This window comes from Leuconostoc miyukkimchii, assembly GCF_019656055.1.
Taxonomy (GTDB): domain Bacteria; phylum Bacillota; class Bacilli; order Lactobacillales; family Lactobacillaceae; genus Leuconostoc; species Leuconostoc miyukkimchii.
The window spans coordinates 70,186-83,889 of the sequence record NZ_BPKY01000007.1 but is presented as its reverse complement, the minus strand read 5'-3'; the positions used below and the strand labels follow the sequence as shown (position 1 = coordinate 83,889).

Here is a 13,704-nt window from a genome sequence, read left to right as displayed (position 1 = left end):
GTTATCAAAAATGTCTGTACTGTTGTGTGGTAAAATATATAGTATTAATGCGTCATTAATTTTAGTTCGTCAGTTGGAATGAAACACATATTTTGAAGGATTTAGAGGATATTATGCCAGAATTACCTGAGGTTGAAACGGTTCGCCGTGGATTAGAAAATTTAATTGTCGGCAGTCAAATTACACAGGTCAAATTACCATATCCTAAGGTCATTACAGGGGATTCAGAGGCATTTATTACTGGTGTTTTAAACGCATCGTTTGTATCAATCGATCGGCGTGGTAAGTATTTACTATTACGCTTGTCGAATGGACACACGATTGTTTCACATTTACGTATGGAAGGCCAATATTCTGTTGAACCAACTGCCACATTACCATACAAACATACAGAAATTATCTTTGAATTGTCAGATCAACGCGATGTGTTTTATAATGATACGCGCCGTTTTGGACGTATGACCTTGGCAACTACAAATCACGAGGTTATTGCTGTACCCTCACTTGGCAAACTTGGCCCAGAACCAACGGAAGAAGATTTATCATTAGATTACATGGTAAGCGTTTTTGCACGTTCAAAAAAGCCAGTCAAGAGTTTCTTGTTAGATCAAAATCAAATTGCAGGTATCGGCAATATATACGCTGATGAGGTTTTGTGGCAGAGCAAAATTCATCCAGAAACACCGACAAATAGTTTATCAAGTGTTTCACTATCAGTATTACGGCAAAATATTATTACAGAAATCAAGCGAGCAATTGCTCACCATGGAACAACTGTTCATAGTTTTAGTAACGTATTTGGAGAAGTTGGTCAATTCCAAAATGAGTTACAAGCCTATGGTCGCGTCGGTCAACCATGTTTGCGTTGTGGTACGATAATGGAAAAAATAAAAGTTGGTCAACGGGGAACAACTTTTTGTCCAACTTGTCAGATCAATCATTATGGGAGAACTTATGAAATCAACAGAAATAATTAGTATTCGTGAGGTTAAGCGTGAAGCACGACAGTTATATCGCGGTAAATTTAGCACAGCAATAAAAATTAATATTTTACCAATTATATTTGCAATACTGACTACAATGTCAATATTAATGGTAAGTTATGGCCTATTCGCGGATTTAGGTAACATATCACAAACTGATAGTGATGTATTGACGACAGAAAATAGTACACTAAGCCAAATCTATTCTGTGCTTGAAAGCGTATTAAGTCAGGCTGTTCAACTCATTATTGTCTGGTCTGTGAGTTGGACATTAATTGAATGGTATGAAAAACCATCAGAACGACCAAAGTTTAATGATGTTTTCCAAATTTTCAGTCGAGGAAATTTCTTTCACACGCTAATATTAACGATTGTACAAAGTATGTTGTTGTTTTTATGGACCATACTCTTTGTTTTTCCTGGTATCGTTAAATTGTTTGCCTATTCGCAAACTTATTTCGCCTACAAAGTTGACATTGAAAATGGCACACGACAGGCACAACTGACTGATTATATTACAATCAGTCGCCGACTGATGAATGGTCGAAAGTGGGAATTATTCTTGTTAGAATTGAGTTTTATTGGCTGGCACATATTAGGAATTTTGACTGCAGGGTTGGCTTATATTTATGTTGTCCCTTATCTTAATGCCACGCGTGTGGCGTATTCACGTCATTTATTTACATTAGCAATGGTTGAAAAGGTATCTGCATAATGTTAATAGTGGGAATAACTGGTGGTATCGCCTCAGGAAAGTCTACTGTGACCAAAGCTTTACGTGATGCTAACTTTCCAATTGTGGATGCTGACGTTGTGGCTAGAGAAGTTGTGGAACCGGGCACGCGTGCTTTAGAAAAAATAAAATTGGCTTTCGGACCAAGTATCATTGAGAACGGTCAATTGAATCGTCACAAATTAGGCAATATAGTGTTTAGTCATCCGGCCGAATTAAATCGGTTAAATGCGATAATGCAACCAGCTATTAGTTCGGCAATGCGTGACAAAATCTCTTTTTGGCGGACACAAAATGTACCAATTTTAATAATTGATATACCACTTCTGCTTGAAAAAGGTTATGAGAATTTAGATGATATTGATAAAATAGTCGTAGTTTATGCTGATAGAGAAGTTCAGATGGCACGACTTAAGGCACGTGAAAATTTGGATGATATCAACGCAAAAAATAGAATCGATGCACAAATGCCGATTGCAGATAAATTAGTACATGCTGATTATGTATTGGATAATAATGGTAGTCAGTGGCAGTTAGAAGAACAAATTAAAAATTTGATGGTAAACCTAAAGGAAATTGCGCCAAAATATGGGACAAAATGATGGGACAATTGAATTTCACGCAACAGCGGGCGCTTTTTTTCAGAGTGATCATTTAATTACTGCTGATGATTTAGAGCGTGTTTTTAACTTGTATTTACCTTTTATTGGTGCAACGAGTTATGCACTGTATCACTTACTAGTTAACGAGTTACCGTTTGCACAAAAAAATCTAAAAAGACAAGACCATAATTTTATTATTGATAGTTTAAATATTAGCCTGCCAAACTTTGTGAAGTGCCGCAGACGGTTAGAGGCAGCAGGACTCATTAAAACGATTTATGAGAAAGATTCACTTGGGGAAGTTTATGGGTATCGTATCTTAACGCCGTTGACTGCTGACAAGTTTTTTAAAGAACAATTATTGTCTGGTTTATTATATAAATTTGTTGGAGAAGAACGCTACTTGGTACTCGAAGAGCGCTATGATGTCCAAGGTCAAAAAGATTTAGTTGGTAAAGATATTTCTGCACGTTTCTTACAAGTCTTTCAACATCAAAATGATTTAACAATACCAACCACACCATTGGTTTATCAATCTGCAGACCTCAAAGTTGACGAAAATAAGTTTAAGTTTGATGATTTTTCTGAGATGGTTCGTGGTACAAGTAAAGCTGATGTTCAAAAACATCGTAATTTTATTGTAGCCATGCATATGACATATGGTATAGATGAAACCACATTAGCAGGTTTTGTTAATCAAAGTGTTACACTAGATACACACGAGATTAATGAAAAAGAAGTACAGCGATTGTTGCGGCAACAATTAACTAGAAAAGTCGCACCAACAGAAAATTCGAACAATCAAGTTAATGCTGTGCAAACCCAGGACATACCAGAAATTAAAAATGCTGAAGCACGTGCACTAATTGAAATTGCAAGTACAACTCATGCACAAGATTTTTTGGGATATGTTAAGACAACGTTAAAAAATGGTCTTGTTTTAAAAAATGAACGTGATTTGGTGGATTACTTGGTTGCTCAGAGTACGTTATCAATGCCAGTTGTAAATATCCTTGTGCACTACGTTTTAATTGGACTACAAAATGATAATTTAAAAGCTGCTCTTGTGACAACAATTGCAGATTCTTGGACACAAAATCGTGTGGATTCACCTCAAAAGGCACTGATTCAAATTCAGCAGCGTCAAAAGGCCAATCAGGCAAGGCAAGAGAAAAGATTTAGTCGTGGTCAAAAATCAGAAAAAACCACACCTAAATTTGTCCAAAAGCCTGATAGTTTACCCGCACAAAAAGTGGCAACAACGATTAATAAAGATGAAGCGGCAGCAGCTTTAGCAAAGTTGAAGAATATAAAGACGAAAAACTAATATGCAAAACTTATCAGATGTTTTAAAACAATTTCAGCAAAAATATCCAAAAATTGAAGAAACGCAGCTAGCAGAAGTTGTACAACAAATCGCCAATGATGAGGATGTGCGACGTTTTTGGGAAGAAAATAAAAAGCAATTGCGTGCAGATGCTTTCCAGTTGACAATGATGGATTTACATGAGTTTGTGCAACAAAAGCAACGAATTGCCAAAGGCGAAAAACCACTGTATCCGGGATATCAGCCACAATTAGCTATTGAGAAGGGCTATCCTCATGTACATTATGTGGCTGATGAAAGTAAGCAAAAGCAACTCATGCAGGCTGAAAATCTCACATCATATAAAATGCCAAAAGCTATCCGTGATGCGGATTTACAAACTATTATCGTTGACTCAGGTCGTGCTAAAGTTGTAACTGCTATTGTGGACATATTCACGCGTTTGTTAGATCAAAATCATGCATATGTACAAGGATTGTATTTGTATGGTCAATTTGGTGTTGGTAAAACCTACTTAATGGGTGCTCTGGCAAATGCATTAGCAGCTAATAATATTGACGTCATGCTTGTTCACTTTCCGTCATTTTCGGTTGACTTAAAAAATACCATTGGTAAAAATGGGGATATACGAGAAAAGCTGATTGATCAAACTAAGAAAACAAGTGTTTTGATTATAGATGATTTAGGAGCTGAAAATTTAAGTATGTGGATTCGTGATGATATTTTAGGTGTTATTTTAGAATATCGTATGCAAAATGAACTCACAACTTTTATAACTTCTAATTTTGATTTGAATGAAATGGAAAAATACCTAGCAGAAACACGTGATGACCGTGACCCAGGTAAGGCAGCACGTCTAATGCAACGCATTAAATTTTTGACACAGCTAGCAGAAGTTAGTGGTAAAAACCGACGGTTAGAAAATTGACGTTTATTAAACAAACAAAAAAATATATCGTCGTATTTTTAGCAGTTTTGTTTGCATGGATTTTTTTACGCCATGATGCGTTTCTCTACACAAATCCAGTAGGGCAAGTAACACAGGTTAGTAGTAAACGTGTGCAAAAAATAACGGATGAACATAATAATTCAGACATTATTATGACGCAACATTTGACAATTAAATTATTAAACCGTAATCAATCAATAAAATTGACAAATAATTACGCTCAGTCACAAATCATGACAAGTAAGTATCGTGTAGGGGACCAATTATTATTAGAAAAAATTGGTACTAATATGCATATTTTATCGTTGAAACGTGATGCAACGGTTGGTGGATTGGCTACTTTGCTGATTGGACTCTTGTTAGTTTATAGTAAATGGCGTGCTACAAGTTGGCTATTATTCAGTTTGGTTCTTAATGTCATACTATTTGGCTTAACGTTAGTGATTAATGTGCAGAGTAAAAATGTCAATGTCTTCCTTTTGTTTAGCGTGTTAGCAATCTTATTAGCGACAGGTAGTCTATTACTAGTATTAGGAAAAACATTACAAATGGGCATCACGTTGTTAACAACGTTAATTACCACAGCAATAACAATTGGCATATTAGTATTAGTCTTACGTTTAACTAACGATGCTGGTGTACATTTTGAAACAATGTCTTATGTTACACAGCTACCAGTGACATTATTTATGGCACAAACAATTATTGGTGTTTTAGGTGCTGTAATGGATGAAGCAGCTGATATCGTTGCCATGCAATTTGGTATGCGTCGTGAAAATGCGACACGTCAGTTTAGCGATTACTGGCATGCTGGTATGTCGGTGGGTCGAGACATTATGGGCACCTTAATTAACGTCTTATTTATGATATTTATTGCTGAAACAATGCCTATGGTATTTCTAATGCTACGCAATGGCAACAATTGGACTTATATTATGGATCAAATCATGAATTTAGGTATTCTACAAACGGTTATTTCTGGGATTGGTATTGTCCTAGCTATACCGGTTACGAGTGCTCTAGTTGGTTGGATTATGTCAAGAAAGGTATCGCGACTATGAATGCAATTGGTATACTTGTAATCATTTTATTTGTATTAATGGTTTTTGTTGGCAAGGGACAAGGCGTCAAGGCATTTTTTGGGCTGTTGTGTAATTTTTTAGCGATTTTCATTTTAATTATATTAATTAATTGGCAATTTAATCCGTATATTGTAACAATTATTATGAGCTTAATTATTTTATCCATTGCTATTTACTTAGGATCCGATAATATTGAAGTGACAAATACTGCGTTTAAGACTAGCATTATTGTTGTGGCAATTTTGATGATATTGTCAATTGTGATACAACACTTTGGGCAGTTCCAAGGATTTACAACAGAGAATTCAGAAGAATTAGAAGGCTTATCTTTGACGGTTGGTTTGCCATTTGGTCATATTGCAATGATTGTTATGGTGATTTCAATTCTTGGTGCTGTTGCAGAGGCGGCAATGGCAATTTCTGCAGATTTAAGTGAAGTGGTCAATCGCGCACCAAATATGTCTAGTACGAGCTTGTATGCACATACCCGTATCATTGGTGGACAGATACTAGGCACAGCCATTAATACACTCTTCTTTGGTGTGTTGGGTGCAAATATACCATTATTGATTTGGTTTGTTCGTTTACGTTATCCGATTGCGATGTTTGTAAACGCGAAATTATTAATGGCTGAAGTTGTTACGATGCTACTTGGTATGCTAGGAATTCTACTCAGTATTTGGATTGCCGGTTGGTTGATCGTACGTGCTAATATTAAACAACAAAAAATGGGGATAACGCATGAAAGAAACATTTAATCTTGTCGAAGAAATTACGCGAAATGACGGCTCGATTTATTTTGAACTTGGAAATATTACACATAATGGACGTGCTGAGTATGCAGCAGATCATGGCTATATTAAAGGTGTGCGTATCTTGAAATTAAATATTGCACGGTCATCTCATGTAGAATCTCTAGAAAATTATATTAACTCACATTATGATTTATTACCATTAGAATACGATGGTTGGGAAGAATGGCGTCGGTCATCTGATATGGAATCAGAGATGAAGCAAATTTTATTAGAAAATAAATTAGGATAGTGCGATTTATTACAGCATGTGTTATATTTTTGATATAGTTAAAAAATTGGAAAGGAAGTATGTTGATAATTACTAAATAGTGAAACATAGTTTTTTTATTGGTGTGTGATTATTAGTATATTAAAAATTTTATGCGTTCAGTTTTTCATCAGCCAGAAGCTGTAGTACTGGCTTCAAAACACTTAACAGATGGTACGGGCAGTTTACGATGGATTTATCGTGAATTAGCACCAACGGCGCCGCAAGATACGGGATGGATATTATTTGCGGATAATGATACTGACCAATGGAATGCTGATTTTCAAAACTTTATGCCTTTAGTTGTTGAAACGGCAGTAGTGATGGCGCCAAGCTTAGTTCATATACTGGATTTGCCCTATGGCACTGATTTAGTGTTTGATAATCGTCCGAATACTAAAGGTTGGTGGGATCCTAAAAGGCGCGTACCTGTCTGGCTTGCAGACGGTACGGTGACACCTAACATACAGATTATGAATGGGGGAAGTAATTAAAACCGATTAAAGTTGATAAAACGTTTGTAATTTTAATCATTTTACCATATAATTATAAACGTTGTTGTAGTCAGAAAAATAGCATGTTATTTATATGGTTGATATTTTTGTGAATCTGTAAATAAAATATTTTTAATTTTGGTAATATGGCCAAGTGGTAAGGCAACGGTCTGCAAAACCGTCATCGCCGGTTCGACTCCGGTTATTACCTTTGAAAAAGGCACAGTGCTTAATTAAGCACTGTGCTTTTCTGTTTTTAAAGTAGTTGATGTAAAGTGTTACGTGTATAATTCCCTTCACCAACATCTTTAGCAATTTTTTCCATATTGTTTTGCCAAACTTGATACTGTGCACGATCGATTTGGTTTAATCTGATATTAAGTTCAGTTAGATTAGTGATGGTGAAGCCAATTTGATGTTTGACAATGAATTGACCAATAGCGCTGTTGGTCCAAGAAATCAGTGGTAGCCCAGCGCGTAGATAGAGACTAGCTTTATGGGGCGTGTTATAAATGGTGTATGTTTGATACGTTTTGTCATCAAAATCGCTATCCCATATTAGACCAAAACCATCATTGAGATGAGTGACAATAGTTTCTGGGTCAAAGTTACCTTGATAGTGAATATCTTTGGGAAAATTAAAATCACGCCACTTTTTGGGTTTTGATCCAAAAAGTGTCAGCGTTGTACCAACATAATCTTGCAACCATGGTGATTTTTGAAAAGTACCTGCAAAATTAATATTATGACTGAACTTAGCTGGTGGTTGATCTGGGCTAAGATAATCAAACAAAGGCTGTATAATAAAAGCTGACTTGACACCAGCCTGCTGTAGACGTTCCTGCATGGCCTTTGAGTGTACAATTACGATATCATATTGAGCTAAAACTTCAAATTCCCAGGCATTTTCTTTGAGTAATCGTAAAGGTTCAATATCATGAATTAAAACGGCACGGCGTATATGGCGTTGTTTTAAAGCTGAGGCAAATTGGGATTCGAAGTTAGCACTCATGTATGTTGGAAATTGGTGAAGAACGAAATCTCCAGTATGCAAGGATTCTAACCAGTCACCAATATTTTTAACCAAAGTGTCCTCGCTGAAACGGGCATCGTTATAACGGTACAAAGATAATTCGTGCCAACCATCATGATGAGCAATTGTTGCGTAATCAGATTTTGCTTTCAAAGCACCTGGTGGCATCCAAGGTTCAATTGTATGTGTTATGAAGTGTGTCATATACATTATTCTACCAAAATCCGAATCATATTTAATTAAAAGTTTTAAAAAACGAACATAAAATAAAAAATAAAGGGAATATTCGTGTTTTTTTACGAAATTTAATCATTTTATCATGGTTTTAGTTAGTAAATAACGGATAATAAAGATATAAATATGAGAGGAGATGTGTAGGTAAATTTTAGCACGCCTACACAAAAAACAAATTATGCAACGTTCGGTACAAATCGGTATAGGTGTTATTGCAGTAGCAGTTATTGGTGGTGGTATTTACGCGGCTACGCGAGGTGGTGGTTCTCAATCGTCTGATAAAGATAACTACACGGTCGCTTTGGTAACTGATGGTGGTGGCGTTGATGACCGTTCGTTCAATCAATCTGCATGGGCAGGGTTAAAAGCGTATGGTAAGGATAACAACTTAAAACAAGGTACAAAAGGATTCAATTATTTTCAAAGTTCTGATGCATCTGATATAAAAACTAACTTACAAACAGCTGTTAAAGGTGGTTATAAATTAGTTTATGGTGTGGGATTTGCTGCCGCACCAGCTATGAACACAGTTGCTAAGGCAAATCCAGATACACATTTTGCAATTATTGATGCTGTAGTACCAGATAAAAATGTTGCGTCGCTTATGTTTAAGTCGGAACAATCTTCTTATTTAGCCGGTGTTGCAGCAGCTAAACAAACAAAATCACAAACTGTTGGCTTCATTGGTGGTATTCATGGCGATATTATTGACACGTTTGAAGCAGGTTTCAAAGCCGGTGTTAAGGCAACAAATCCTGATATTAAAATTTTGACACAATATGCTGACTCATTTACTGATGCGGCTAAGGGTAAGACAATTGCTGCCTCAATGGTAGCCGGTGGCGCAGACGTTATATTCCAAGCTGCTGGTGGTACAGGTACAGGTGTGTTTGCTGAAGCAAAAGCTAATAACCAGAAGTTAACAGTGGATTCAGATAAAAAAGTATGGGTAATTGGTGTTGATATGGACCAGAAGCAAGATGGTGAATATACAGCCAAGAATAATGAAAAATCAAACTTCACCTTGGTTTCTGCCGTGAAACGTGTTGATCATGCTGTTGAAGCATTATCAACAAACGGCAGCAAGGATAAATTCCCAGGTGGTAAAACAATTACTTATGGCTTAAAAGAAAAGGGTGTAGATTTAGCTAAAGACTCTGCATCACCAGCAGTGTGGTCAGCAGTACAAGCTGCACAAAAGAAAATTATTGCAGGCGATATTAAAATTCCAGTGCATCCTTAATATATTAAAAATAAAAATGGGCACTTCAAAGTATCTTTTTTAAGATGAATTAACTTTGGAGTGTTTTTGTATTTTGAGAATTTTTTATATGATTGATATGAATATGAACGTTTTAATTTATCATTTATATGATAACTATGTTATAAAAGCTGTCATGAAATTTAACGCATAGACACGTTTTCTGATAAAATTGAAGGTATTATGAAAAAAACAGGAAAAATTTTACTTATCGCTATTATAGCGACACTAACGTTGATTGGCGTAACTAATAATGTACACGCAGCTACTAAGCCAAATTACATTATTACAACAGATGCCACTTATCCACCATTTGATTTTCAAGATAAAAATAATCAGTACACAGGTATTGATCAAGAAATTCTGAAAACCATTGCTAAACGACAAAACTTTACCTATACATTAAAACCAATGAGTTTTAATGCCGCTACACAATCAGTGTCTTCTGGTCAGGCAGATGGTGTGATTGCCGGAATGTCAATAACAGATGAACGTAAAGCGGTATTTGATTTTGGTACACCATATTACAGATCAGGTATTGGTTGGGCGGTTAAAAAAGACTCAAATATTAAATCATTAAAAGATTTAAAAGGTAAAACAGTCGCCCTAAAAACGGGTACGTCTGGTGTAGATTATGCCTTATCAATTCAAAAAAAATATGGTTTTAAGGTAACTTATTTTAATGATTCAGATACTTTGTATAACGACGTTATTAATGATAATGCACAGGCTACATTTGGTGATTTACCCGTTATTCAATATGCTGTTAAAAATGGCACACAGTTAAAAGTGATGAATCCGAAATCACCAATTCAGGCAGGATGGTATGGATTTGGTGTTCAAAAAGGTAAAAATGCTAAATTGTTAGCTGATTTTAATAAGGGTTTTGCATCTATTAAAGAGGATGGTACTTATGATAAAATCGTTGCCAAGTATTTAGGTGCCAGTGCAGCAACATTTACCGGAAATAAGAAAGATAATAACTCTGTTGTTGGGATACTAAAAGCCAACAATGGTGCGTTCTTGAATGGTTTGTGGCAGACAATAATTTTGACTGTATCAGCAATAGTTTTGGCCTCTATATGGGGAATTTTACTTGGTATAATGGGTGTTAGCCAAAATGCTGGCATACGTGGTCTATCAACAACCATCATTTATACGTTCCGTGGATTACCTTTGATGGTACTAGCCTTTTTCATATATATTGGATTACCTGGTGTCATTGGTATGAAAATTCCAGCTTTTACAGCAGGATTGATCACCTTGGTTTTGAATGAAGGGGCCTATACTGGTGCCTTTGTGCGAGGTGGATTTGATGCAGTAGATCGCGGTCAAATGGAAGCAGCAAGATCACTAGGATTAACATACGGCAAATCAATGCGTAAAGTGATCGTACCCCAAGGTTTGAAGATTATGGTACCAAGTTTTATTAATCAGTTTATTATCACGTTGAAGGATACGTCGATTTTGTCAGCAATTGGTATTTTGGAGTTGACACAAACAGGATCATTAATCGTGTCACGTAATTCACAAGGTTTCCGTGTCTGGGCAATTGTAGCTGTGATATACTTAATTGTGATTACATTGCTTACATGGTTAAGTAATTGGGTAGAAAAGAGGACACGTGCATGAGTGAGGCACAAACAAAATCAAAAATACATGTTGACAAAGTAAATAAATCATATGGTGAAAATCATGTACTTCGAGATATTTCACTAGATATTAATCAAAATGAAGTGGTTGTTATGATTGGACCATCCGGATCGGGCAAATCAACATTTTTACGCATGTTAAATCAGTTAGAGAAACCAGATAATGGCACAATTATTGTTGATGGTTTTGACATTTCTGAAAAGGCGACAGATATTAACAAGGTACGTGAAAATATCGGCATGGTATTTCAGAATTTCAACTTATTCAATAATTACACAGTGCTAGAAAATATCATGTTAGCGCCAGTTGAACTTGGTAAAATGGATAAGGCTGCAGCGGAGAAGAAAGCACGAGAACTTCTGGATACAGTTGGACTAGTCGATAAAGCAGATGTTTCAGTTAATTCGTTGTCGGGTGGTCAAAAACAAAGAGTTGCTATTGCGCGCGCATTAGCAATGGAACCAGATGTGATGCTGTTTGATGAACCAACATCAGCCTTAGATCCTGAAATGGTCGGCGATGTTTTGGAAGTGATGAAAAACTTAGCAGATTCAGGTATGACAATGATTATTGTTACACATGAAATGGGTTTTGCTAAGCAAGTTGCAGATCGAGTTGTATTCTTTGAATCTGGAAAAATTCAAGAATCCGGTTCGCCTGAGCAAGTCTTTAATCAACCAAAAAATGAACGATTGCAAGAATTTTTAAGTAAAGTGATGCATGCATAATATTGCTTTTTCATGTCATAGTTAAATCAATATGTATTAAATCAGTTAAAAGAGCCGACCACATATATTGGTCGACTTTTTTATGGAATGTGGGAGAATTTCATAAAAATGTTTAAAAAATATTTACTAGGTTTGGCATCAATTACTTTGTTTTTTACTTTTATATCAACAGTAAATGCAGCAGAGCCAAATTATACAATTACAACCGATGCAACTTATGCACCATTTACTTTTCAAGATAAGCATAGTAATTATGTTGGTATAGAACAAGAAACAATGAAAGCTATTGCAAAGCGTGAAGGTTTTACCTACACTATGAAGCCAATGAGCTTTAACTCGGCAGCACAGCTGGTTTCAAATGGCCAAGCTGATGGCATTATTGCTGGTATGTCTATCACTCCGGAACGCAAGGAAGTGTACGATTTTTCCACACCATATTACAAAACAGGCGTTGCTTGGATTGTTAAAAAAGATAGTAAAATCAAATCTTTAAAAGAACTCAAAGGTCAAACAGTTGCCTTAAAGACAGGAACAGCTGCTTCAGAATATGGTAAATCACTACAATCTAAGTATGGTTTTAAAGTGAAATATTTTAATGACACCGATACGATGTATAATGATGTCGTTGTGGGTAATTCAGTCGCAACTTTTGAGGATATGCCAGTGATTCAATATGCCATTAAAAATGGTATGGCATTGAAAGTAATGAATGCTGCAAATCCTGGTAATGCGGGATGGTATGGATTTGCTGTTGAAAAAGGTAAAAATAAAGCACTATTACAGTCATTTAATCGTGGATTTGCTGCAATCAAAAAAGATGGTACCTACAATAAAATTGTAACTAAGTATTTGGGTGCGACACAATCAACTTTTTCTGGCAGCAAAAAAGATAATGGATCCATTTTGGGTATCCTTCGTTCTAATCAAAGTGCGTTGTTAAAGGGACTGTGGCAAACAATCGAACTGACGTTTATCGCAATTCTTTTAGCTTCTATTTGGGGTATTTTGCTTGGTGTATTAGGTGTGAGCGAGTACAAGTGGCTGCGAGCTGTTTCTACAACAATCATTTACGTTTTCCGTGGTTTACCATTAATGGTCTTGGCATTCTTTATTTATATTGGTTTACCAGGTGTAACAGGTGTTAAAATTCCAGCATTTACAGCAGGAATTATTACTTTAATCTTAAACGAAGGTGCTTATACTGCCGCCTTTGTACGCGGCGGATTTGAGGCTGTTGATCGTGGGCAGATGGAAGCAGCACGTTCGCTAGGGTTACCTTATAATACCGCTATGCGTAAAGTTATTATGCCACAAGGGCTACGCATTATGGTGCCAAGCTTTATCAATCAATTTATTATTACATTAAAAGACACTTCAATACTGTCTGCTATTGGTTTATTAGAATTAACGCAAACAGGTACATTAATTGTGGCACGTAACTCGCAAGGATTTCGTGTTTGGGCAATAATAGCGATCATTTATCTAGTTATTATTACTTTGTTAACTTGGTTAAGTAACTGGATAGAAAAGAAATTAAAGTAAAAAAGAAAAGCATCTCAATTC

At 35.9% G+C, this 13,704-nt stretch carries 14 protein-coding genes and 1 tRNA gene; 14 read left to right on the top strand and 1 reads right to left on the bottom strand.

All coding sequences use genetic code 11. From position 1 onward, the window contains the following. Nucleotides 1-113 precede the first annotated feature (113 nt). From mutM to K5Q13_RS07890, 10 genes are all read left to right on the top strand, one after another. Nucleotides 114-977, top strand: coding sequence for a bifunctional DNA-formamidopyrimidine glycosylase/DNA-(apurinic or apyrimidinic site) lyase (gene mutM, locus K5Q13_RS07935; RefSeq protein ID WP_220741158.1), 864 nt, complete (start codon nucleotides 114-116; stop codon nucleotides 975-977). After that, nucleotides 955-1,698: a DUF975 family protein gene (locus K5Q13_RS07930; protein WP_220741157.1), complete on the top strand. Its 744-nt coding sequence runs from the start codon at nucleotides 955-957 to the stop codon at nucleotides 1,696-1,698. Before mutM ends, K5Q13_RS07930 begins: the two co-directional genes overlap by 23 nt. Further along, nucleotides 1,698-2,318: a dephospho-CoA kinase gene (gene coaE, locus K5Q13_RS07925; RefSeq protein WP_220741156.1), complete on the top strand. Its 621-nt coding sequence runs from the start codon at nucleotides 1,698-1,700 to the stop codon at nucleotides 2,316-2,318. The genes K5Q13_RS07930 and coaE overlap by 1 nt, the downstream gene beginning before the upstream one ends. Continuing rightward, nucleotides 2,305-3,645, top strand: a complete 1,341-nt coding sequence (locus tag K5Q13_RS07920) for a DnaD domain protein (protein WP_220741155.1) — start codon at nucleotides 2,305-2,307, stop codon at nucleotides 3,643-3,645. The genes coaE and K5Q13_RS07920 overlap by 14 nt, the downstream gene beginning before the upstream one ends. Nucleotide 3,646: 1 nt before the next feature. After that, on the top strand, nucleotides 3,647-4,573 hold the full coding sequence (gene dnaI, locus K5Q13_RS07915) for a primosomal protein DnaI (RefSeq protein ID WP_220741154.1): 927 nt from the start codon (nucleotides 3,647-3,649) through the stop codon (nucleotides 4,571-4,573). Next, on the top strand, nucleotides 4,570-5,655 hold the full coding sequence (locus K5Q13_RS07910; RefSeq protein ID WP_220741153.1) for a YibE/F family protein: 1,086 nt from the start codon (nucleotides 4,570-4,572) through the stop codon (nucleotides 5,653-5,655). The genes dnaI and K5Q13_RS07910 overlap by 4 nt, the downstream gene beginning before the upstream one ends. Further along, the gene (locus K5Q13_RS07905) at nucleotides 5,652-6,434 is read left to right on the top strand and encodes a YibE/F family protein (protein ID WP_220741152.1); all 783 of its coding nucleotides are present in this window, start codon (nucleotides 5,652-5,654) and stop codon (nucleotides 6,432-6,434) included. Before K5Q13_RS07910 ends, K5Q13_RS07905 begins: the two co-directional genes overlap by 4 nt. Beyond that, nucleotides 6,418-6,720, top strand: a complete 303-nt coding sequence (locus tag K5Q13_RS07900; RefSeq protein WP_220741151.1) for a hypothetical protein — start codon at nucleotides 6,418-6,420, stop codon at nucleotides 6,718-6,720. The genes K5Q13_RS07905 and K5Q13_RS07900 overlap by 17 nt, the downstream gene beginning before the upstream one ends. 131 nt (nucleotides 6,721-6,851) lie before the next feature. Further along, complete coding sequence (locus K5Q13_RS07895; RefSeq protein WP_220741150.1) at nucleotides 6,852-7,232, top strand: immunity protein Imm33 domain-containing protein; 381 nt, start codon at nucleotides 6,852-6,854, stop codon at nucleotides 7,230-7,232. A gap of 140 nt (nucleotides 7,233-7,372) precedes the next feature. Continuing rightward, a tRNA-Cys gene (locus K5Q13_RS07890) sits at nucleotides 7,373-7,443 on the top strand. Nucleotides 7,444-7,488: 45 nt separating this feature from the next. Here K5Q13_RS07890 and K5Q13_RS07885 read toward each other — a convergent pair. After that, a complete protein-coding gene (locus K5Q13_RS07885) occupies nucleotides 7,489-8,469 on the bottom strand; it encodes a sugar transferase (RefSeq protein WP_220741149.1) in 981 nt (326 codons plus the stop codon). Nucleotides 8,470-8,677: 208 nt separating this feature from the next. On the opposite strand from K5Q13_RS07885, the gene K5Q13_RS07880 reads away from it, so the two are divergent. From K5Q13_RS07880 to K5Q13_RS07865, 4 genes are all read left to right on the top strand, one after another. After that, a complete protein-coding gene (locus K5Q13_RS07880; RefSeq protein ID WP_220741148.1) occupies nucleotides 8,678-9,742 on the top strand; it encodes a BMP family lipoprotein in 1,065 nt (354 codons plus the stop codon). Between the two features lie 201 nt (nucleotides 9,743-9,943). Further along, nucleotides 9,944-11,392: an ABC transporter substrate-binding protein/permease gene (locus tag K5Q13_RS07875; RefSeq protein ID WP_220741147.1), complete on the top strand. Its 1,449-nt coding sequence runs from the start codon at nucleotides 9,944-9,946 to the stop codon at nucleotides 11,390-11,392. After that, on the top strand, nucleotides 11,389-12,141 hold the full coding sequence (locus K5Q13_RS07870) for an amino acid ABC transporter ATP-binding protein (RefSeq protein WP_220741146.1): 753 nt from the start codon (nucleotides 11,389-11,391) through the stop codon (nucleotides 12,139-12,141). The genes K5Q13_RS07875 and K5Q13_RS07870 overlap by 4 nt, the downstream gene beginning before the upstream one ends. A 108-nt stretch (nucleotides 12,142-12,249) precedes the next feature. Beyond that, nucleotides 12,250-13,683, top strand: a complete 1,434-nt coding sequence (locus K5Q13_RS07865; protein ID WP_220741145.1) for an ABC transporter substrate-binding protein/permease — start codon at nucleotides 12,250-12,252, stop codon at nucleotides 13,681-13,683. Nucleotides 13,684-13,704 lie beyond the last annotated feature (21 nt).

Excerpts from the sequence above, each read along its gene's own strand:
- mutM (WP_220741158.1), top strand. The coding sequence starts at position 114 with ATGCCAGAATTACCTGAGGTTGAAACGGTTCGCCGTGGATTAGAAAAT.
- K5Q13_RS07930 (WP_220741157.1), top strand. The coding sequence starts at position 955 with ATGAAATCAACAGAAATAATTAGTATTCGTGAGGTTAAGCGTGAAGCA.
- coaE (WP_220741156.1), top strand. The coding sequence starts at position 1,698 with ATGTTAATAGTGGGAATAACTGGTGGTATCGCCTCAGGAAAGTCTACT.
- K5Q13_RS07920 (WP_220741155.1), top strand. The coding sequence starts at position 2,305 with ATGGGACAAAATGATGGGACAATTGAATTTCACGCAACAGCGGGCGCT.
- dnaI (WP_220741154.1), top strand. The coding sequence starts at position 3,647 with ATGCAAAACTTATCAGATGTTTTAAAACAATTTCAGCAAAAATATCCA.
- K5Q13_RS07905 (WP_220741152.1), top strand. The coding sequence starts at position 5,652 with ATGAATGCAATTGGTATACTTGTAATCATTTTATTTGTATTAATGGTT.
- K5Q13_RS07900 (WP_220741151.1), top strand. The coding sequence starts at position 6,418 with ATGAAAGAAACATTTAATCTTGTCGAAGAAATTACGCGAAATGACGGC.
- K5Q13_RS07895 (WP_220741150.1), top strand. The coding sequence starts at position 6,852 with ATGCGTTCAGTTTTTCATCAGCCAGAAGCTGTAGTACTGGCTTCAAAA.
- K5Q13_RS07885 (WP_220741149.1), bottom strand. The coding sequence starts at position 8,469 with ATGACACACTTCATAACACATACAATTGAACCTTGGATGCCACCAGGT.
- K5Q13_RS07880 (WP_220741148.1), top strand. The coding sequence starts at position 8,678 with ATGCAACGTTCGGTACAAATCGGTATAGGTGTTATTGCAGTAGCAGTT.
- K5Q13_RS07875 (WP_220741147.1), top strand. The coding sequence starts at position 9,944 with ATGAAAAAAACAGGAAAAATTTTACTTATCGCTATTATAGCGACACTA.
- K5Q13_RS07870 (WP_220741146.1), top strand. The coding sequence starts at position 11,389 with ATGAGTGAGGCACAAACAAAATCAAAAATACATGTTGACAAAGTAAAT.
- K5Q13_RS07865 (WP_220741145.1), top strand. The coding sequence starts at position 12,250 with ATGTTTAAAAAATATTTACTAGGTTTGGCATCAATTACTTTGTTTTTT.